Here is an 18,699-nt window from a genome sequence, read left to right on the forward strand (position 1 = left end):
TGGAGCAAGGAAGCGAGGGTCAGGCGCTCTTCAGGTTGCAAGTGGCGGTATCGGGTGCTCATCGTGACAACTTACCTCAGGACGGAGGTGTTGCACTTCGGATTGGAGACCGCCTACTTTCATATCCATATTGGGTACACCTTTTTGGGTATGTCGGCCCTGACCGGAGACGACCATGATTCCTCCCCGTCCTTCTTCCGTCCTGCAGCAGGACATGGATGCCCGACAGCATGCGGACATCACGGGCACTTCTTCGGGCGTCATCGCCATGGACACACCCGCATGGCCGCACTTTCTGGCTGGCCAGCCGGGGCAGCCCGTGCGGGTGCTTCTGGTCGATGACGATGCCCAGATGCGGCGGGTAGTGACCAACGAGCTCATGGCCGACATGCGCGTGCAGCTCGTGGCCACCGGCACCAGCCAGAAGGAGGGGCGCAAGCTCATCGCACACCATGAATTCGAGGTGCTGCTGGTCGACCTGAATCTTGGCGATGGTGATGGCTTTGCCCTTATCGAGTGCTGCAAGCAGCATCGTCCGATGGCGGAGGTGGTCGTGGTGTCCGCCATGGAGGACGAAGATCTCGCGCTCAAGGCCTTTGCCTGCGGGGCCACGGGCTATCTGGTCAAGAATTCGTGGTTCGGCACCTATGCGCAGGCCGTGCTGCAGGTGGTCAACGGAGGAGCCTCCATCACCCCCAATCTCGCGCGGCGGCTTCTGCGCCGGTTCGACAGCACGCCCACCTCGCCTTTCTGGCGCATTGCGTCTCCCGGCGCGGCCTCGGGCGGTTCCGCGCCGGAAGCAGAACACCTCACCCAGCGCGAGAAGGATGTGCTGCGGCTCGTGGCCTCGGGCTACACCAGCATGGAAGCAGCCGGCAAGCTCATGATCAGCGTCGAGACCGTCAACGCCCACATCAAGAACATCTACCGCAAGCTCCAGGTGCGCACCCGGGCCCAGGCCGTCAACAAGGCCACTACCCACGGGTGGCTGTAGCAGGGGGCAGCGGCAGCGAACCAGTGCAAGCCATGGCAGGTGCACCAGATGGGAGCAGCGCGGTTTCAGCAGGCAGAAAATGGCAGGGGAAGGCAAAACCGGGTGGTTACCCTGTAGACGGATGTAATGAATGGTGCTAATACCCAAAAGGAAGATGGCCGGGCGGTGTCCGTCTGGCATCAAGGCGCAGGAGAAGGCGCACCTTTGGGGTGTCGTGGCGGTGCGGTGCAGACCCGGCGCCTCAGGCTGTTGTATGGCCTTCAGTGCGAGAGTGGGGGAGGGAGATCATGCTGCTGATTCAATCGCATGACTGGATGGCGTGGGTGGGAGCGTTTGTGCTGTCGGTCTATGGCGGCTCGGCCACGGTGTTCTGGCGCCGCAGCCGCAGGCGCCTGGATGTGCTGTTCGCCCTGTCCATGATGGCGCTGGCCGTGTTTCTGGCGTGGACCCCGCTGCGCCAGACGGCGGTAGACACCTCCGCTGCCTCGATCCAGGTGCAGTTGTGGTACCAGCTCACCCTGCTGGCTGCGCTGCTCTTTTTTCTGGAGGTGGTCAACCAGCTGCACATGCTGACCTTATGGGTCAGCTTCATCCAGTGGCTGGGAGGCTCGCTCATCATCGTGCTGCGCGCCGCCATGTGGCCCGATGGCGCGCTGTTCGACAGCCTGCAGGTCTGGCAATGGTGGAACGCGCTTTTCTGCGGGGGATACTGCGTGGCACTCGCCACCCTCGGACTGCGCGGAGACCATCCCCAGGGTGCGGCTCTGCTCATTCTGTCGCTCGCAGGGTTCGGTCTGTTCATGGTGGACATGCACCATTCGATCGAGCTCGTGCCCATGGTGACGGCCTTCCATTTCTTCTACGCCTGTGCCATGGGGGTGCTGTGGCTTGTGGCCAGCGGGCGCCTGCGTGCCCTGCGCAGGCAGGAGCTCAGGCTGCGCGAATCCGTGCTGCACGAAGAGCGCCAGCGCATCTCCCGCGAACTGCATGACGGGGTCGGATCGCAGCTGGTGCATCTGCTCGCAGGGCTCGATCGCGGCGATGTCCACCAGCAGGAGCTCGCCCTGGCGCTCGAACAGTGCCTGCTCGACCTCAAGCTGATGGTCGACGAGGTGGGCGACCGGGGCGGTACCGCGACGCTCGTCGATCTGCTGGCGTCGCTGCGCTACCGCGTGCAGCCGGTGCTCTCGCGTCTGGGGGTGCTGCTGCAGTGGGAGGTCGATCTGGCCCCCCAGCTCGATGACGTTCGGGGCGAGCGCGCGCGCCAGGTGCTGCGCATCGTGCAGGAGGGACTGGCCAATGCCATTCGACACGCGGGGGCGCAGCGCATGGGGCTGTCCTGCCGGTATGACGCCCTTGCCGACAGGGTGACGCTTGAGCTCTGGGACAACGGCCGTGGCCTGGAGGCATCGTCATCGTCGTCCGCTGCCTCGGGGGGCAAGGGCATGGCCAGCATGCGGCACCGTGCGCAGGGGATCGGCGCCAGGCTCGACGTGAGCGCGGATGCGGTGTCCGGTACGGCAGGCGGGACGCGGCTGCGCCTCGAACTGCCCCGCGTGCAGGCGGATGCGAGTCAGCCGCCGACGCCGGTGCCTGCCGCTGGAGCCCCCACGGCTGCCCCCACGGTCGGGAACCTGACGGATCGCAGCCGCACGGACCCGTGAGGGCAGAGCCGGCATCAGGTGCCGCTGGCAGTGCAGGGGAGGGACTGGGATAATCGGGCGTTTTGTCCCTTTCCGTTCCGCATACATGTCCACCCATCAGGAGGCGCAGCCCGCGCCTTCCCAGACCGTTTCCCTCCACTTTCCCGAAAATCTGCCGGTGTCCTCCCGTCGCGAGGAGATCATGCAGGCCATGCGCGCCCATCAGGTGGTGATCGTGTGTGGCGAGACGGGGTCCGGCAAGACCACCCAGCTGCCCAAGATCGCCCTGGCGCTGGGCCGTGGGGCCATGCATGCGGCCCCGGGGCAGCGTCCCCGGCTGATCGGCCATACCCAGCCACGGCGCATTGCCGCGAGCTCGGTGGCCAAGCGCATTGCCCAGGAGCTCGACACCCCCCTTGGCGAGGTGGTTGGCTACAAGGTGCGTTTTGCCGATCGCCTGCAGAAGGGCGCTTCGGTCAAGCTGATGACCGACGGCATTCTGCTGGCCGAGACGCAGAGCGACCCGCTCCTCAAGGCCTACGACACTCTCATCATCGACGAGGCGCATGAGCGCAGCCTCAACATCGATTTCCTGCTGGGCTACCTCCGGCAGATTCTGCCGCGCCGCCCCGATCTGCGCATCGTGGTCACTTCCGCCACCATCGATGCGGAGCGGTTTGCCCAGCACTTTGCCTCTGCCCAGGGGCCGGCCCCCGTCATCATGGTCTCGGGGCGGCTGTATCCGGTGGAAGTGCGCTACCGCCCCTTCGAGGAGGGCCGCGACACCCACCTCTACACCGCCATCGCCGATGCCGTGGACGAGCTCTGGCGCAATCCGCAGGCGGGGGGCGACATCCTGGTCTTCCTGCCCGGCGAACGTGAAATCCGCGAGGCGGCCGATCACCTCCGAGCCCATTTCGGGGCCGAGGCCGCCCGCCGGCAGGTGGAAGTGCTGCCGCTGTTTGCACGCCTCAGCCAGGCAGAGCAGGACCGCGTCTTCGAGCCGCACGGGGGGCGCCGCATCGTGCTGGCGACCAACGTGGCCGAAACCTCGCTCACGGTGCCGGGCATTCACTATGTCATCGACAGCGGCACAGCCCGCGTCAAGCGCTACAGCTACCGCAGCAAGGTCGAGCAGCTGCAGGTCGAGCCCATCAGCCAGGCAGCAGCCAACCAGCGCGCTGGCCGCTGCGGGCGCGTGGCCCACGGGGTATGCATTCGGCTTTATGACGAGAAGGACTTCGCCGCGCGGCCCCGCTTCACCGACCCCGAGATCCTGCGCAGCTCTCTGGCTGGCGTGATCCTGCGCATGAAGTCCCTGCATCTCGGGGACATCGACGCCTTTCCCTTTCTGGAGGCACCCCGTCCCAAGGCCATTTCGGATGGCTACCAGCTGCTGGCCGAACTCGGTGCCGTCGACGACGCCCTCGCCCTCACGCCTGTCGGACAGGCGCTGGCCCGCCTGCCGCTCGATCCGCGCATCGGTCGCATCCTGCTCGAAGCCCAGCAGCGCGGAGCCCTGCAGGAAGCGCTCGTCATTGCCTCCGCACTCAGCGTCCAGGACGTGCGCGACCGTCCCCTGGACGCCCAGGCGCAGGCCGACCAGCAGCAGGCACGCTTCGAGGACGATCGGAGCGAATTCTCCAGTTACCTCAAGCTGTGGCAGTGGCTGCATGAGGTGCGGGGCGGCAACCCCTCCCTGCTTTCGGTCCGCCAGCAGGAAGCCGCTTCCCGACGTCCCACCTCCCATGCCGTCCTGCCGGTCGGACAGCGCAGTGTGCAGGCGGCTGCACCCGCCACGGAGCCGGCCGCAGCCCCCCATCCTGCCGCTGCGCCTGCAACCCACCGTCTCAGCAACCGGCAGTACGAGAGCGTGCTGCGTCAGCATTTCATCAACGTGCGGCGGGTGCGTGAGTGGCGAGACATCCACAGCCAGCTGCTGACCGTGGCCGGTGAGCAGAAGTGGACGCTCAATGCCACCCCGGCGAGCTATGTCCAGATCCACCAGTCCATGCTCGCCGGGCTGCTGGGCAACGTGGGATGCCGCATCGAAGAAGATGGCAAGCATGCCCACGGCGAATACCTCGGAGCCCGGGGCATCAAGTTCTTCCGCCATCCCGGCGCGCATCTGCGCAAGAAGCCCGGGCGCTGGATCGTCTGTGCCGAGCTCGTCGAGACCACCCGGCTGTTCGGTCGCGGCATGGCCAGCATCGAGCCGCAGTGGATCGAGGAAGTGGGCGCCCATCTGATGCGCCGCCAGCTGCTGGACCCGCATTGGGAGAAGAAGGCGGCCCGGGTGGTGGCACTGGAGCGCGCCACCCTCTATGGCATCGTGGTCTACAACAACCGCAAGGTCGACTACGACAAGGTCGATCCCGTGGCAGCGCGGGAAATCTTCATCCGGCAGGCTCTGGTGGGCGACGACTGGGACAGCCCGCTGCCCTTTGTGGCCGCCAACCGCAAGATGATCCGGCAGGTCGAGGAAATGGAACACAAGTCGCGCCGGCAGGACCTGCTGGTCGACGACGAACTCATTTACGCCTTCTACGAGGCCCAGATTCCCGAACACGTCACCAACGCCCACCAGCTCGAAAAATGGTATCGCGCCGCCAGCCGTGGCCAGCCCGGGCTGCTGCGCATCAGCCGCGAGGAACTCATGCGGCACGAGGCTGCCGGCATCACCACCGACCTGTTTCCCCGCACCATCCGGCTGGGCGGAGTCGATTGCCGGGCCAGCTACCTGCACAAGCCGGGCGATTCCCGCGACGGCGTCACGGCCGACATCCCGCTCTTTGCCCTCAACCAGGTGGACGAAGAGCGCTGTGAATGGCTCGTGCCCGGCATGCTCAAGGACAAGATCCAGGCCCTGCTCAAGAGCCTGCCGCAGCGCCCGCGCAGCCGTTTCGTGCCGTTGCCCGAGAGCGCCCAGCGTCTGGCCACCCAGCTGCAGGACGAGGCTCCCGGATTCGCCCATGGAAGCCTGGTCGAGGCCCTGCTGCAGGCCGTGCGTGCCCATTCGGGACTGGACGTGAAGCGCACGGACTTCAAGCTCGACATGCTGCCCCCGCATTTGTTCATGAACCTGCGCGTCACCGACGAGCATGGACGCCAGCTGGGCATGGGGCGCAATCTGGGGGCACTCAAGGCGGAACTCGGCTCTCAGGCCCGGGGTGCATTCCAGGCGCTCGCCGTGCTCAGAACGCGACCCGATGCCGGAGCGGAAGGGGCCGAAGTCCCGGAATCTCCTGCCGCCGCACCCTCTTCGCGTGGACACACGCCGGCCACCCAGACCGGCAGCTCGGACACCGGTTCCGGAGGCGCTGCAGCCCCGCATGCGCCCGATGCCCTGCGCATCGACGAGGACCAGCGCTACACCGCCTGGGACTTCGGCGAACTCCCCGAAATCATGGAAATCCATCGGGGACGGCAGACCCTCATCGGCTACCCGGCGCTGGTCGATCAGCAGACTGCGGTGAGCCTGTCGGTATTCGATGAACCCGAGGTGGCCGAGGCCCGCCACCGTGCCGGACTGCGCCGCCTGTTTGCGCTGCACATCCGCGACGCGCTCAAGTATCTCGAAAAGAATCTGCCCGATTTCCAGCGCATGGCCGCAGCCTACATGCCGCTGGGTACGGCAGAGGAGCTTCGCCAGCAGATCCTGCAGGTGGCCATGGACCGGGCCTTCCTGATCGAGCCCCTGCCGCATGATGCCGACAGCTTCCGCCAGCGGCTTGAGGAAGGGCGCACCCGTCTCACCCTCATCGCGCAGGAAGTCGCCCGCCAGGCCGGCAGCGTCCTCGCCGAGTTCGCTGCCGCCAGCCGCAAGATCAAGGACACCCGCATCCAGCCCGAGGCCGTGGCCGATTGCGTCCAGCAGCTCCAGCGCCTGTGCGGTCCGCGCTTTCTGGCCGACACCCCCTGGGCCCAGCTGCACCATATGCCGCGCTATCTCAAGGCCATCGTCATGCGGCTCGACAAGCTGCGGGCCGACCCCGCCCGCGATGCTGCCCGCATGGCCGAGCACCGTCCGCTGGAGCAGCGCTACTGGCGGCTCGTGGCCGAACGCAAGGGCAAGGTCGATGCGCGCATGCAGGAATTCCGCTGGATGCTCGAAGAACTGCGCGTGAGCTTCTATGCGCAGGAGCTGCGCACCCCCCAGCCGGTGAGCGTCAAGCGCCTCGAAAAAACCTGGCAGCAGCTCATCCACTGACCCGGAGGCCCTGTCTGCGGGGCAGTGGCGCCAATACATCAAAAAAACATAGATTCACTTCACCTGAATCAAGAAAACCCCCACCCTGACAGAAAACTGTAATTCAACCGTCTATAGTTTTAACCGACATCAAACGCCCCGGGCGGGACGTGATGTCATGGTGGTATACGCACTGCCTTTTCATTTCTGTTCAGCGGGGCCACCGGCGTCTCTGCTGCTGGTCTCATCTCCAAGAGGACATCATGCCATTCCAACGTTCCCTGCTCATCCTTTCCCTGGCTGCTGCTGCAGCCCTGACCGCCTGCGGCAAGAAGGATGACGCCCAGGCTGCCGCCAGCGCCGCAGCATCCGCTGCCGACGTGGCTGCTTCCGCTGCCAGCGCAGCTGCTTCTGCCGCCACGGCCACTGCTTCTGCTGCAGCCGCTACGGCCGCCAGCGCTGCGTCCGTCGCAGCCGACGTCAAGGACACCGCCAAGAAGGTGGCAGGCGATGCCAAGGGCGGCAAGATCGACGCCGCTGCAGGCGAAGCCCTGTACAAGTCCACCTGCTCCGTCTGCCACGCTACCGGTGTGGCCGGTGCGCCCAAGTTCGGCGACAAGGCCGACTGGGGCCCCCGCATCGCCCAGGGCGATGCCGTGCTGTTCAAACACGCTCTGGAAGGATTCCAGGGTCAGAAGGGCGTGATGCCTCCCAAGGGCGGCTCCACCGCTTCCGACGACGAAGTGAAGTCCGCTGTCAAGTACATGACCTCCCAGATCAAGTAAGGTCTGTGCAGCTCCCGGCGGGCCCTGCCTCGGTGCAGGCATCCCGCTGGCAGGGCAGCATCCCACCGCAAGGCTCCGGCATTCCCGGAGCCTTGTTGTTTTCATGGGTGTCCAGCAGACGGGCGGCGAACCGGAGGCGTGCATCCATCCGGGAGAAATGCACCATTTGTCACATTTCGTTGGCCCGTACCATACCCCTGCGACAACGGATGGAGTACATTGCATGCACCGGGAGGAACCGTCAATTAATTGTCAGCCTTGGCTGCCCCCCTGGTGGAAAGCGTGTTCCATCCCGGCCACGTGTCCTGCCCGTCCATGGGGACGGAGGGATGCAGTGCTCATCCTCGTTGCATGAAAGGATTCCCATGAACATGACCCGTATGGCCGGCCTGCTGGCACTGGCTTGCACCGTTTCCCTCGCAGCCTGCGGCAAGAAGGCCGATGATCAGGCCCAGAAATCCGCCGATCAGGCCAACCAGGCTGCGCAGATGGCTGCTTCTTCGGCAGTCATGGTTGCATCGGCTGCCGCTGATGGTGCCAAGCACGCGACCGAAGTGACCAAGGGTGCAGCCAAGCAGGCTGCACAGGACGCCAAGGACGTGGCAAAGGACACCGCCAACGACGCTCTCCAGAAGGCCAACGAAGCCGCCCAGAAGGCCAAGGAAGCTGCCAAGAAAGACTGATTCCGTCTTCTTTGAATCGGGCTCCGGCGTGCGCCGGGTCCGTCTGCATCAGGCGCGATGGAGTCCTCCTGTGGGAGGCACATCGCGCCTTTGTCTTGTCTGGGTGGCTGAGGAGCTGGGGGGCCCAGACGCAGCGCACTGTGCTCCCGCAGGCTCAGCCCAGCCGGGCCAGCCGCTCCAGTGCCGCCTGCAGGGTGGCTTCCTGCTTGGCAAAGCAGAACCGAATGGTCTTCTGCTCGGTGCCATCGCCGTAGAAGGCAGCCACCGGAATGGCCGCCACTCCCAGTTCACGGGTGAGCCAGATGCAGAAATCCGCTTCTCCCAGATCGCGCTCCGGTCCCCGCAGATCGGCGTAGCTCACGCACTGGAAGTAGGTTCCCTCACAGGGCAGCAGGCGCAGCGGGGTGCGCGCCAGTCCCTGCGCAAACGCATCGCGCTTGCGCTGGTAGAAGGCCGACAGGTCCATGTAGGGAGCCGGGTTCTGCATGTATGCCGCCAGGCCATGCTGCATCGGGGTATTGACCGTGAACACGTTGAACTGGTGCACCTTGCGGAACTCCTGCATCAGCGGCGCAGGGGCTGCCACATAGCCGACCTTCCAGCCCGTCACGTGGTAGGTCTTGCCGAAGCTGCTCACCACCATGCCGCGTTCGGCCAGGCCCGGCACATGCGCCGCGCTGACGTGCATCCGGCCGTCGTACACCATGTGCTCGTACACCTCATCGCTGAGCACCAGCACATCGGTGGGAGCGAGAAGATCGGCAAGCTGCTGCAGTTCCTGCTCGGTCCACACGGTGGCCGTGGGGTTGTGGGGCGTGTTGAGCAGCAGCAGGCGGGTCTTGGGATCCAGCGCGGCAGCCAGCGCCGCAAAGTCGGGCCGGAAACTCCCACGTGTGAGGGGCACGCGCACCGGCACGGCACCGGACATCTCGATGGCGGGCACATAGCTGTCGTAGCACGGATCGAGCACGATCACTTCGTCGCCGGGCTGCGTCAGTGCCAGAATCGCAGTGAGCAGCGCCTGCGTGGCGCCCGCCGTGACGGTGATCTCGGTTTCTGCCTCGTAGCGGCGGCCGTGCAGGTGCACAATCTTGTCGCTGATGGCCTGGCGCAGCGCAGCAACACCCGGCATGGGCGGGTACTGGTTCCATCCTGCCTCCATGGCCTGCGTGACCCCGCGGATCAGGGCGGGATCACAGCCAAAGTCGGGGAAGCCCTGACCCAGGTTGACGGCGCCGGTCTGCGCTGCAAGTGCCGACATGGTCGAGAAGATGGTGGTTCCCACCTCGGGCAGACGCGAGGGCAGGGGAGACAGCAGGGGCTTGCAGGGTGCGTTCATGAGAGCAGTACCTCGGGCCATCCCATCGGATGGTCCGATGGGAGCGGAAAGATCAGAGTCCGTAGTCTTCGAACTGGCCGGTCATGGCCTTCATCACCAGCTGGCGAGGCAGCCGTTCGCTCAGCGATTCGGCAAACTCGTACACGAAGTCGCGCAGATACGCTCCGCGCTTGAAGGCGACGCGGGTGACATTCTTGCCGAACAGCGTGCCCAGCCGGCGATAGACAAGCCCGGGCTTGGGGTCATGCACCATGGCCATCTCGGAGACGATGCCCACGCCCAGACCGTGTTGCACATAGGTGATGATCACGTCCGAGTCGATGGCTTCGAGCACGATGCGGGGTTCCAGCTTGCGCTGTGCGAAGGCGTGGTCGATGCGGGTACGGCCGCTGAAGGACGGGTGGTAGGTGATCAGATCCACCTTGCACAGGTCTTCCAGGGTGATGCGTTCCTGGGTCGCCAGAGGGTGCTGTTCGGGCACCACGAGCACGTGCTCCCAGTCGTAGCAGGGCAGGCTGACCAGCTCGGGGTAATCGGCCAGCGATTCGGTGGCAATGCCAATCTCTGCCGATTCGTCGAGCAGCATGCGGGCCACTTGTTCGGGAGTTCCCTGGTGCAGGGCAATCTGCACCTTGGGGTAGGTATGGCGCAGCTTGGCGATGCAGTCCGGGAGCACATAGCGCGCCTGGGTGTGCGTGGTGGCAATGGAGAGGTGCCCGGCATCCTGCTTGCTGAATTCCTCGCCGATGCGCTTGAGGTTGCCCACCTCGCGCAGAATGATGTCGATGCTCTGGATGATGTGCCGGCCGGGTTCGGTGATGTGCTTGAGCCGCTTGCCGTGGCGCACGAAAATCTCGACGCCGAGTTCTTCTTCGAGCTCGATGATGGCCTTAGACACTCCCGGCTGGGAGGTATAGAGGGCTTTGGCCGTCTCGGTAAGGTTGAGATTGCGGCGAACCGCTTCCTGCACGAAGCGGAATTGATGAAGGTTCATGTCCCGGTCAATAAGGGAGATTCACATTTCCAGCAGAAATGCGAAGAAGTAATACCAAGTGGCAATCCGTGGATTTTATACACTATCCATTATTTTGACGCTCTGGTTTATTCCATCGAACCCAATGTGCAGAAGGGAAATGCCAAAAAGAAAAGGTACGAGCCATGTCGTACCTCTTGCAGACGCGCTGGCTGCAGAAAAAGCAGACAGCGGAGGGAAATAATTGGTCGGAGTGAAAGGATTCGAACCTTCGACCTTCTCGTCCCGAACGAGACGCGCTACCAGGCTGCGCCACACTCCGAAGCCATGAATTATAGCCTGACAAAAGCCGATTGTCAGGCATGGCCCCATTTCTTTTCTCTGGTCGGTGGGGCGTTCCTGCCGCACAGGGGGCGTGCGGGTCTTACCGGGACGCGGCGGCAGCGGTGCAGTGCTGCAGATCGCCAAGGGTCAGCTGCGCGACCAGAGCCGACAGTTCGGGACGGTCCCCGATGTTCTGGGACAGGTGAAAGTGGATGTGCGGGTGGGCCTGCCGTGCTGCGTCGACCAGGCGAGGCACGTCTTCCGTCACATGCCCGCCAGCGCCCAGGAACACGGGCACGATGAGGATGTGCGCGGGAGCATGTTCAGCCACCAGGGCAGACAGTGCGTCCGGCAGCTGGGGCGGCAGATAGTCGAGGTAGGCACAGGTGACGCGGACGGCGGGATCCTGTGCGGCAATGGCTGTCTGCATGGCCAGCAGGGGAGCGTTCCAGCCAGGGGCACGCGATCCGTGTCCGAGCAGAACGATGGCAGAGTCCGAAGCAGAAGTCGCTGCTGCGGACATGCCAGCGGAAGGGGAGACTGCGGATTGGGAGGAGGTCATCGCTTGAGTACCAGCCAGGTGAAGGCCGTCAGGGAAATGGCGGTGTAGATCAGGCTCGGAATGGCTGCAGCCAGCCAGGGCATCCAGGCATGCATGTTGCCGATGTAGCCGAAGACATTGTTGAGCAGGAAGAAGCTGATCCCGACCACCACGCCTCCGAACACTGCCGTGCTGATGTTGCCGGAGCGGAAGTGAAGATAGGCGAAGGGCAGCGCCAGGATCACCATGACCAGACAGCTCAGGGGGTAGAACACCTTGCGCCAGAACTGGATCTCGTAGTTGCGGGCGGACTGGTTGTTTTCCTTGAGATGGGAGATGTAGCGGTACAGCTCGAAGGTGGACATGCGGTCGGGATCGATGAGGGCAGCGGCCACCATGCCCTGGTGGATGCTGGTGTCGAGGCTCAGGCTGTCGAGATGGGTGCGCTGCATGCGGGCATGTCCCGTGTTGCCATCGGCCCCGACCAGCTGGTTGCGCTGCACATCGTGCAGGGTCCAGCCCTTGTCCGAGAAACGTCCCGATCCGGCCTCGATGGTGTCGGCGAGCAGTCCCTGTGCATTGAAGTCGAACACGCGGATCTGGCGCATCTCGCCGTCGGGGGTAAGTTCGTGGACGTTGATGATGCGGTCGTGGTCCGCCTGGTTCTCCTTCATCCACGCGCCGGTGCGACCCGCGGTGATGCGACCCTCGAAGCGGGCCTTGTAGAGCTGGGCGAGCTTGTTGGTTTTGGGCGCTACGTAGTCGCCCACCAGGAAGGTCCCCACGGTGAACAGCGCCCCCAGCACGAGCAGGATGCGCAGGGCACGCCATGGGCCCATGCCGCTGGTGCGCAGGATCGTGAACTCGGACGTCATGGCCATGTTGGCCATGACGAAGATGGCGCCGATGAGCACCGCAATGGGCAACAGCTCGTACACATGTTCGGGCACCAGCAGGGCGACGTAGACCATCGAGTTGAGCACGGTGTAGCGCACGGCTGCATTGCTGCTGCTGAAGTTGACTTCGTTGATGACATCGAAGAACAGGAACAGTGCCAGGAAGCTGAGCGTCACGAACAGCACGGCCAGGAGAATCTGGCGGTGGATATAGCGGGCAGCGACTCTCATGCCTGCCTCCCTTCACCGGCCGGCACGGGGCGCCGCGGCAGCAGCCGGTGCAGACTCCACTGGTTGTGGCGCATCCAGATCCACAGCATGGCGAGCGCGAAGATGCCTCCGTGCAGCAGAAGCAGCATGCGGGGCATGTCGATGCGTCCGCGCGTGATCCAGTCCTGCGCGAAGTTGATCAGGTTGTAGTAGACGGTGAAGAACAGCAGGGCCAGCACCAGACTGCCGCTGCGGCCCGAGCGCGGATTGACCTTGGATGAGGCCAGCGCCAACAGCATGAAGTTGATGCCTGCGAGCGCCATGCTGATGCGCCACCCGAGCTCGCCCTGGTACTGGGGAGCGGGGAGCTGCAGCAGGCGCAGGGTGGGGATGGCGCGCGGCGGAGTGGCTGCCAGGGTCTGGGGATCGTCGAGCGAGCCATGCAGTGCCTGCGAGCGGTCGCCGATGCGGATGCCGTACTCCTGGAACCGGCTTACCGTGAGCGTGTGGTCGTCGGCGATCTCGGTGCTCTGGCCATTGGTGAGCACGGCAAACCGGCTGTTGCCCACATCCTTGACCTGTCCGCTCTGGGCCGTGACGATCTGCTCGCTCTTGGGCTGCCGAGCGAAGATGAACAGCTTGCGCCCTGCCGCAGAGGCGCCCGAGAGGGCGGCGGCAGACGTGGCACTGCGATCGTCGCCGTCGATGTAGAAGACCCGGTTGCCGTCGCTGGATTCCTGGAACTGTCCGGGAGCGATGCGGTCCACGTCGCCCCGGGTCTGGTAGCGCTGGCGCAGCTCCTGGGTCTGCGCATTGGCCCAGGGCCAGCCCACGAGCGACAGCACGGCCACCACCAGCACCACGGGCAGGGTGAACTGCAGCAGCGGGCGGATGAACTGGAACAGGCCCTGCCCGCTGGAGAACCATACGGCCATTTCACTGTCGCGGTACATGCGCGACAGGGTGTAGACGATGCTGATGAACAGGCTCAGGGTGAGAATGGTAGGAAAATAGGCCAGCACCGTGAAGCCGAGCACCAGCGAGACTTCCGATGGGTTGATGGCTCCCTGATTGGCAAAATTCAGGGTCCGGATCAGCATCATCGTCATCACGATGATCACGAGCACGAACAGGGTGGCGCTGAAAGTCCGCGTCAACTCGTGGCGAATGGATGATTGGAATAACATGCGCTAGTGCTGAGATTTACAGCGTCAAGAAAGGGCAGACATTATCATGATTTTCACGCTTTCCCATGACGACCTCCTGGCTGCAGGCAAGGGCCACCACGAGGTACTGGTGGTGCTGGTGGCAGAGGGCTACGACGGCTCCTTCGCTTCCACGAGCGAACTGGCGGCCTGCATGGCACAGGCTGCCGAGCAGGGGCATCTGCGCACCGAGGCCGGCAAGCGACTCGATGTGTACCGTCCCGAGGATGCCGCCAGCGGACGTGTGGTGATTCTGGGCGTGGGCAGTGGGCGTGCGGCCGACATTCAGGAGCCGCTCCAGAAGCTGGCCCGCGAGCTGGCTCCCGAAGTGCGCAGCCTGGCCGTGTGCTTTGCGCAGGATGCCCACCCCGAGCAGCTTCAGGCGGCCATGCTGGCCGTGGCACGCGGTGGCTATCTCTATGGCGATACCAAGCCCTCTGCCAAGGCAGGCATCGAGAAGGTGGCCCTGGGGGCACCGAATGCGCACAGCCTGGAATCGGCGTGGGCCGAGGGGCAGGCACTGGTCGCAGGGGTGGAGCTTGCGCGAGGCTGGGGCAACCGTCCGGCCAACCATGCCACGCCTTCGCAGCTGGCCGATGCGGCACAGGACATCGTCCGTCAGGGCAATGCCGCTGGCGGCAAGCGCTTTGCCTGCCAGATATTGGATCAGGCCCAGGTCGAAAAGCTCGGCATGGGGGCCTTTCTGGCCGTGTCAAAGGGTTCTGAAGAGCCGCTGCGTTTCATCGTGCTGGAATACCGTGGCGCGAATAAGGCAGATGCACCGCTCGTGTTTGTGGGCAAGGGCATCACGTTCGACAGCGGCGGCATTTCGCTCAAGCCGGGCGCCGGCATGGACGAGATGAAGTTCGACATGTGTGGCGCTGCCAGCGTGCTGGGCCTCTTTGAGGCACTGCGCCATGCGCGTCCGTCCATCAATGTCGTGGGACTGATCCCCTCGTGCGAGAACATGCCGAGTGGGCGTGCCATCAAGCCCGGCGATGTGGTCACCAGTCTCAGCGGGCAGACCATCGAGATTCTCAACACCGATGCCGAAGGGCGCCTGATTCTGTGCGATGCCCTGACCTACGCGGAACGCTTCCAGCCACGGGCCGTGGTCGACATCGCCACGCTGACCGGCAACTGCGTGCTGGCACTGGGCCATCTGCGCAGCGGCCTGTTCACCACCGACGACGCTTTGGCTGGCGCGCTGGAGGAGGCTTCCCGCACCAGCGCCGATCTGCTGTGGCGCCTTCCCATGGACGACGTGTACGGCAAGGGACTGCGATCCAACTTCGCCGACATGGCCAACGTGGCAGGACGGGAAGCAGGAGCCATCTCGGCGGCCAAGTTCCTCGAGAAATTCACGTCTGCCTATCCCTGGGCGCATCTGGACATTGCCGGCACGGCCTGGGATCAGGGCGCGGAGAAGGGGGCCACGGGGCGTCCGGTGCCGCTGCTGCTGAAGTTCGTGCTCGCGCAGGCGGCCAGCCCGGTGGCCTTTGCTGCGCCTGCTGACGCACCGGCAGCCACGGTTGCTCCTTCGGCACGCACCGCCAAGTCTGCCAAGTCCGTCAAGGGGGCAGACGCGACCGGCGCCAAGCCCAAGTCGGCATCCCGGGCCAAGGCGTCCCGTTCCAGCAGCAAGTGAGTGCAGGACTTGCCGCCTGCCCCTGAACATCCACCGCCATGACCGAGATTTCCTTCCACTTCAACATCCCCCAGCGGGTGCCCTATGTCTGTCGCCTGCTGCGCAAGGCGACGGCCAAGGGCGCCCAGCTGCTCGTGACGGGGCCCCGCGAGGAGCTCGAAGCCATCGACCGCATGCTCTGGCAGCTGTCCCCGGTGGATTTCGTCGGGCATGCCTGGATTGAGGCATCCAGCGACGGGGATGAAGGGGAGGGAGCGGAACATGCAGCCATGGCCGTGGCGAGGGAGCGGGCGCGCGTGTGGCTGTCCGAATCGGTCTGTGCGAGCGATCGTCACCGGGTGCTGGTGAACCTGCATGCCTCCATCGCCGAGGGATTCGAGCAATTCGAGCGGCTCATCGAGATTGTTTCCCTGGATGCCTCCGACCGCAACGACGCCCGTCAGCGCTGGCGCTACTACGGTCAGCGGGGCTACCAGATCATTCGGCATGATGTTCAGGTAACTGGTGGATAATTTCCACCTACATGAACCTGCATGCCGATATTTTCCGGATCGCGGAAGGAGGCCTTCGATGACACAGACCAATCCCCCTCGCTTCGTGCCTACCCTGACCGAAACCCTCACGGATGGCAACATTCCGAGTACGGTATCCGACGATTCGCGCTACCTGCAGCAGCGTCGGCTGCAGGAGCCGGATTCCATGCTCGATCTCGATCTGGGAGAGCTGGAGACTTCGGGGCCCAAGGTCGCCCATGTGCCGCCCCTGAGCGAATACCAGCGCACCACGGTTTCGGCTGCTCCTCACATGGGCGGCCCGGCTGCGCGGGATGCGGGACACGCTGCCGCGCCCGTCCGGCAGGGGGCTGCCGCTTCTGTCCAGGGCAGGAACGCTTTGGCCGATGCACCAGTGCCGGCATCGTCTGCAGGTTCTGCTGCCCCCATGCCATCTGCTGCGGCGCGTGCCGCCGAGGCAGCCTTTCCGGCAGACTGGCAGCGGCAGCTCCAGGAACACATCCAGCGCGCCGTGCGGCAGGAGCTCCAGCAGCAGCTGCCTTTCATGCTGCTGCAGTGGTCGCAGCAGATCGAGGAAAAGCTCTCTCCCCAGCTGCAGGCCCATCTGGTCAGGCTCATCGAATCCTGGCGTGCTGCCCGCTGAGCGGGCTTGCACCGATGTCCTGCCCATAACTCTCACCGATTCGCCTGTGTGAAGACGGTGGGGGGGTGCGCTTTCTGCAGAGGAGCCAGCCGTGTCATTGCGTGAGAGCCGCTCCCTTTCGTCAGGGTCTTCCGAAACCGAACGCTATTGGCGCCTGTACGCCCATCCAGCGCAGGCCTGGTGGCATGCCAGTGTGGCTCTGGTGCTGCTGGCGCTCGGAATCGGCATGGGCATCTGGATGCTGCGGCTGGCCAGCGAAGCCTGGTGGGAGCCGGCGGCCCTCCCAGGGCCCTGGGAACTGCTGCTGTGGCTGGAAATGGGCATTGCCTGGTGGATTCCCTGCAGCCTGTGGGCTGTCCATATCGGGTTGCGCCGTCCTCTGGGCTATCTGTTGTCCGTGTACGGGCACATCCGATGGGGCGTTCTGATGCGCGCCTGGGCCGTGGCGCTTGCAGCGGCCGGGGGGATGGCCGTTCTTGATTTCTGGATCACGGGGGCACTGCCTGCGCATCGTTTCGCCGTGCCATGGGCAGCGGTGGCGGTGCTGGTTCTGTTCACTCCCCTGCAGGCAGCGGGCGAGGAGCTGGTCTTCAGGGGCGCGCTGCAGCAGATCATGGCCTGCTGGGCCGGGCGATGGACGGGCCGTGCGTGGCTGCGGCATATCCTGGTGCTGGCGATGCCCTCGCTGCTCTTTGCGGCCCTGCACGGCCAGCAGGATGTCCCGCTCTTTGCGATGCGGTGCCTGCTCGGTCTGGTGTTCGCCTGGGTGACCGTGCGCACGGGAGGGCTGGAAGTGGCCATGGCCCTGCATGCTGCCAACAACCAGGCGGCGATAGCCGAAGCCCTGTGCGCGGGGCGCGTGTCCGCGCTGCTGCTCGACACCCACATGGCATGGCCCACACTGGGGCTGCAGCTCGGTGGTACGCTGGGCGTGGCCTGGCTGCTGGTGTGCAGGAGCACGGCGCCGAAGCAGACGGGGCAGATGCCAGGAGCGTCGCAAGGAGGCTGATGACGGTACAGCCCGCAGCGGTCAGGCAAGAGGTCAGAGCGTCAGGGTGCAGCCATCCCCGCTCGACGGACGCCAGACCCGAACCTTGGCTGGCTGCACGCCACGGGCCTGGATTTCGCGGGCGATGTAGCCGCACAGATTTTCCAGGGTGGGCTGCCCCAGGCCAGGAACCTCATCGAGGTAATGGTGGTCGAGCTGGCTGCGCAGGGCGGCAATGTGCGTGCGCAGGATCGCAAGATCGACCACCATGCCGGTATCGTCTTCGGGCGCGCCCCGCACGCAGATCTCGGCGTGGTAGGTGTGCCCATGGATGCGGCGGCTGCCGGCCACTTCGGCCGCATCGTCGAGCTTGCGGCGCAGGGTATGTGCCGCCTCGAAGAAGAAGGACTGGCTGAGTTCGTAATGCATGGTCAGTGGAAACAGGGAAAGGGCATCAGCGGATGCCGGTGATCTTGTGTGTCTGCAGGCTCAGGCGCCAGGTTGGCCGTTCCATGCACAGCGCAATGCAGTCCTGCACGTGGGCTGCGCGAGAGGCATCGTCAAGCGGTTGGAGCAGGTAATGCCGGAATCGGGATGCTTCCAGGGTTGGCAGGTCCATGCCCGCCTGCGGCCATACGACCTTGAGCTCGTCGCCTTCGCGCTGCACCCAGTGCCCCAGCGATTTGGGGCTCACGCACAGCCAGTCGATGCCGGCAGGTGCAGCAATGCTGCCATTGGTTTCCACTGCAATCTCGAAACGTGCACTGTGCAGGGCATCGATGAGTGCGGTATCCACCTGCAGGAGCGGTTCGCCGCCCGTGAGCACTGCAAACCGGGGCCCGTTGTCCTGCGTTGGCCACAGGCTGGCCATGCGGGCGACCAGCTCTTCGGCAGACTGGAACCGGCCCCCCAGCGTCCCATCGGTACCGACGAAGTCGGTATCGCAGAAGGTGCAGATGGCGTGTGGACGATCCTGCTCCCTGCCGTTCCAGAAATTGCATCCGGCGAAGCGGCAGAAGACGGCGGGACGTCCCGCCTGCAGTCCTTCCCCCTGGAGGGTATAGAAAATTTCCTTGACCTGATAGCTCATGATGGTGAGGGCGCATTATGCCCTCGGGCGGGCCTC

At 64.8% G+C, this 18,699-nt stretch carries 16 protein-coding genes and 1 tRNA gene; 9 read left to right on the plus strand and 8 right to left on the minus strand.

Going from position 1 to position 18,699, the window contains the following annotated elements:
• Window positions 1-268 precede the first annotated feature (268 nt).
• The 5 genes from ACE3P9_RS06335 to ACE3P9_RS06355 all read left to right on the plus strand — a co-directional run bounded on the left by ACE3P9_RS06335 (window position 269) and on the right by ACE3P9_RS06355 (window position 8,294).
• Window positions 269-994, plus strand: coding sequence for a response regulator transcription factor (locus tag ACE3P9_RS06335; protein ID WP_374492769.1), 726 nt, complete (start codon window positions 269-271; stop codon window positions 992-994).
• Window positions 995-1,281: 287 nt separating this feature from the next.
• Window positions 1,282-2,658: a sensor histidine kinase gene (locus ACE3P9_RS06340; protein ID WP_374492576.1), complete on the plus strand. Its 1,377-nt coding sequence runs from the start codon at window positions 1,282-1,284 to the stop codon at window positions 2,656-2,658.
• Between the two features lie 85 nt (window positions 2,659-2,743).
• Window positions 2,744-6,847, plus strand: coding sequence for an ATP-dependent RNA helicase HrpA (gene hrpA, locus ACE3P9_RS06345; RefSeq protein WP_374492578.1), 4,104 nt, complete (start codon window positions 2,744-2,746; stop codon window positions 6,845-6,847).
• Window positions 6,848-7,089: 242 nt separating this feature from the next.
• Window positions 7,090-7,611 carry a cytochrome c5 family protein gene (locus tag ACE3P9_RS06350; RefSeq protein WP_374492579.1) on the plus strand — a complete coding sequence of 174 codons (522 nt, stop codon included), beginning with the start codon at window positions 7,090-7,092 and terminating at the stop codon, window positions 7,609-7,611.
• Between the two features lie 365 nt (window positions 7,612-7,976).
• Window positions 7,977-8,294, plus strand: a complete 318-nt coding sequence (locus ACE3P9_RS06355) for a hypothetical protein (RefSeq protein WP_374492581.1) — start codon at window positions 7,977-7,979, stop codon at window positions 8,292-8,294.
• A 154-nt stretch (window positions 8,295-8,448) separates the two neighbouring features.
• On the opposite strand, the gene ACE3P9_RS06360 is transcribed toward ACE3P9_RS06355, so the two are convergent.
• The 6 genes from ACE3P9_RS06360 to lptF form a co-directional block, all read right to left on the minus strand.
• On the minus strand, window positions 8,449-9,633 hold the full coding sequence (locus tag ACE3P9_RS06360; protein ID WP_374492583.1) for a pyridoxal phosphate-dependent aminotransferase: 1,185 nt from the start codon (window positions 9,631-9,633) through the stop codon (window positions 8,449-8,451).
• A 52-nt stretch (window positions 9,634-9,685) separates the two neighbouring features.
• On the minus strand, window positions 9,686-10,627 hold the full coding sequence (locus ACE3P9_RS06365) for a CysB family HTH-type transcriptional regulator (protein WP_374492584.1): 942 nt from the start codon (window positions 10,625-10,627) through the stop codon (window positions 9,686-9,688).
• 224 nt (window positions 10,628-10,851) lie between these two features.
• Window positions 10,852-10,928: transfer RNA gene (locus ACE3P9_RS06370), tRNA-Pro, on the minus strand.
• 102 nt (window positions 10,929-11,030) lie between these two features.
• Window positions 11,031-11,492: a sirohydrochlorin chelatase gene (locus tag ACE3P9_RS06375; RefSeq protein WP_374492585.1), complete on the minus strand. Its 462-nt coding sequence runs from the start codon at window positions 11,490-11,492 to the stop codon at window positions 11,031-11,033.
• Window positions 11,489-12,598 (minus strand): LPS export ABC transporter permease LptG, encoded by a 1,110-nt coding sequence (gene lptG, locus ACE3P9_RS06380; RefSeq protein ID WP_374492587.1) that lies wholly within the window; start codon window positions 12,596-12,598, stop codon window positions 11,489-11,491. The genes ACE3P9_RS06375 and lptG overlap by 4 nt, the downstream gene beginning before the upstream one ends.
• Complete coding sequence (gene lptF / locus ACE3P9_RS06385; RefSeq protein ID WP_374492589.1) at window positions 12,595-13,764, minus strand: LPS export ABC transporter permease LptF; 1,170 nt, start codon at window positions 13,762-13,764, stop codon at window positions 12,595-12,597. Before lptF ends, lptG begins: the two co-directional genes overlap by 4 nt.
• A 46-nt stretch (window positions 13,765-13,810) precedes the next feature.
• Between lptF and ACE3P9_RS06390 the strand changes: the two genes are divergently transcribed.
• The 4 genes from ACE3P9_RS06390 to ACE3P9_RS06405 all read left to right on the plus strand — a co-directional run bounded on the left by ACE3P9_RS06390 (window position 13,811) and on the right by ACE3P9_RS06405 (window position 17,594).
• The gene (locus tag ACE3P9_RS06390; protein WP_374492590.1) at window positions 13,811-15,430 is read left to right on the plus strand and encodes a leucyl aminopeptidase; all 1,620 of its coding nucleotides are present in this window, start codon (window positions 13,811-13,813) and stop codon (window positions 15,428-15,430) included.
• A gap of 38 nt (window positions 15,431-15,468) precedes the next feature.
• A complete protein-coding gene (locus tag ACE3P9_RS06395) occupies window positions 15,469-15,942 on the plus strand; it encodes a DNA polymerase III subunit chi (RefSeq protein WP_374492592.1) in 474 nt (157 codons plus the stop codon).
• 58 nt (window positions 15,943-16,000) lie between these two features.
• The gene (locus ACE3P9_RS06400; RefSeq protein ID WP_374492594.1) at window positions 16,001-16,585 is read left to right on the plus strand and encodes a hypothetical protein; all 585 of its coding nucleotides are present in this window, start codon (window positions 16,001-16,003) and stop codon (window positions 16,583-16,585) included.
• Window positions 16,586-16,676: 91 nt separating this feature from the next.
• Window positions 16,677-17,594, plus strand: coding sequence for a lysostaphin resistance A-like protein (locus ACE3P9_RS06405; protein ID WP_374492595.1), 918 nt, complete (start codon window positions 16,677-16,679; stop codon window positions 17,592-17,594).
• A 33-nt stretch (window positions 17,595-17,627) separates the two neighbouring features.
• On the opposite strand, the gene ACE3P9_RS06410 is transcribed toward ACE3P9_RS06405, so the two are convergent.
• Both ACE3P9_RS06410 and queE read right to left on the minus strand, forming a co-directional pair.
• Window positions 17,628-18,002 carry a 6-pyruvoyl tetrahydropterin synthase family protein gene (locus ACE3P9_RS06410; protein ID WP_374492597.1) on the minus strand — a complete coding sequence of 125 codons (375 nt, stop codon included), beginning with the start codon at window positions 18,000-18,002 and terminating at the stop codon, window positions 17,628-17,630.
• A gap of 25 nt (window positions 18,003-18,027) precedes the next feature.
• Complete coding sequence (queE, locus tag ACE3P9_RS06415; protein ID WP_374492600.1) at window positions 18,028-18,663, minus strand: 7-carboxy-7-deazaguanine synthase; 636 nt, start codon at window positions 18,661-18,663, stop codon at window positions 18,028-18,030.
• Window positions 18,664-18,699: the final 36 nt, after the last annotated feature.

The sequence above is a fragment of the Allobrachymonas sp. genome, from assembly GCF_041912815.1.
Lineage (GTDB): Bacteria > Pseudomonadota > Gammaproteobacteria > Burkholderiales > Burkholderiaceae_C > Brachymonas.

Excerpts from the sequence above, each read along its gene's own strand:
- ACE3P9_RS06365 (WP_374492584.1), bottom strand. The coding sequence starts at position 10,627 with ATGAACCTTCATCAATTCCGCTTCGTGCAGGAAGCGGTTCGCCGCAAT.
- ACE3P9_RS06360 (WP_374492583.1), bottom strand. The coding sequence starts at position 9,633 with ATGAACGCACCCTGCAAGCCCCTGCTGTCTCCCCTGCCCTCGCGTCTG.
- ACE3P9_RS06395 (WP_374492592.1), top strand. The coding sequence starts at position 15,469 with ATGACCGAGATTTCCTTCCACTTCAACATCCCCCAGCGGGTGCCCTAT.
- ACE3P9_RS06410 (WP_374492597.1), bottom strand. The coding sequence starts at position 18,002 with ATGCATTACGAACTCAGCCAGTCCTTCTTCTTCGAGGCGGCACATACC.
- hrpA (WP_374492578.1), top strand. The coding sequence starts at position 2,744 with ATGTCCACCCATCAGGAGGCGCAGCCCGCGCCTTCCCAGACCGTTTCC.
- ACE3P9_RS06350 (WP_374492579.1), top strand. The coding sequence starts at position 7,090 with ATGCCATTCCAACGTTCCCTGCTCATCCTTTCCCTGGCTGCTGCTGCA.
- lptF (WP_374492589.1), bottom strand. The coding sequence starts at position 13,764 with ATGTTATTCCAATCATCCATTCGCCACGAGTTGACGCGGACTTTCAGC.
- ACE3P9_RS06390 (WP_374492590.1), top strand. The coding sequence starts at position 13,811 with ATGATTTTCACGCTTTCCCATGACGACCTCCTGGCTGCAGGCAAGGGC.
- ACE3P9_RS06355 (WP_374492581.1), top strand. The coding sequence starts at position 7,977 with ATGAACATGACCCGTATGGCCGGCCTGCTGGCACTGGCTTGCACCGTT.
- ACE3P9_RS06400 (WP_374492594.1), top strand. The coding sequence starts at position 16,001 with ATGACACAGACCAATCCCCCTCGCTTCGTGCCTACCCTGACCGAAACC.
- ACE3P9_RS06335 (WP_374492769.1), top strand. The coding sequence starts at position 269 with ATGGACACACCCGCATGGCCGCACTTTCTGGCTGGCCAGCCGGGGCAG.
- lptG (WP_374492587.1), bottom strand. The coding sequence starts at position 12,598 with ATGAGAGTCGCTGCCCGCTATATCCACCGCCAGATTCTCCTGGCCGTG.
- queE (WP_374492600.1), bottom strand. The coding sequence starts at position 18,663 with ATGAGCTATCAGGTCAAGGAAATTTTCTATACCCTCCAGGGGGAAGGA.
- ACE3P9_RS06375 (WP_374492585.1), bottom strand. The coding sequence starts at position 11,492 with ATGACCTCCTCCCAATCCGCAGTCTCCCCTTCCGCTGGCATGTCCGCA.
- ACE3P9_RS06340 (WP_374492576.1), top strand. The coding sequence starts at position 1,282 with ATGCTGCTGATTCAATCGCATGACTGGATGGCGTGGGTGGGAGCGTTT.